General features: G+C 57.7%; 1 protein-coding gene. It reads right to left on the bottom strand.

The annotated features are described in order from the left end of the window. Positions 1-141 precede the first annotated feature (141 nt). On the bottom strand, positions 142-487 hold a 346-nt coding region (gene tnpB / locus QCE79_RS33665; protein WP_309851873.1), incomplete at its 5' end, for an IS66 family insertion sequence element accessory protein TnpB.

The raw sequence follows: 487 nt of genomic DNA, 5'->3' as shown, positions 1-487 counted from the left end.
CCGCAAGGCGCCGCGTAAGGCCTCCTGTTCTTCTCGCAATGCCCGAGCAGCATCGCGCTCGGCGAGCAACGCCTTCAATTCCTCGGCGGTGATCGTGACGTTGATCGGCATGGCGGTTAGACCTGCACGCCGCCTCCCTGTTCAGCTCACGCGATGATATTCCTGCTTCGGATGCCGTCGTATCGCGGTGATGTCATCGCCGTCGAGTAGCGCGTGCAGCACGTTGGTGGTCATTGTCACGATCTCGGCCTTGTTGTCGGGCCAGATGAAGTGGCTTCTCTCCAATCGCTTTACGAGAAGCCAGAAACCACTGCCGTCCCAGCCAAGAATCTTTATCCGGTCACGACGTCGGTTTCCGAAGATGTATAGCGAAGTGTCCATCGGATTCAGGCGCATCGACTGCTCGACGAGAATCGACAGACTGTTCATGCCGTAGCGGAAGTCGACAGGATCGCGGTGCAGGTAGACCTTCAGATTATCGTCGAAC

The sequence above is a fragment of the Caballeronia sp. LZ003 genome (assembly GCF_031451465.1).
Lineage (GTDB): Bacteria > Pseudomonadota > Gammaproteobacteria > Burkholderiales > Burkholderiaceae > Caballeronia.
The sequence above is the reverse complement of the archived record's forward strand: the minus strand, read 5'-3'. Positions and strand labels throughout refer to the sequence as shown.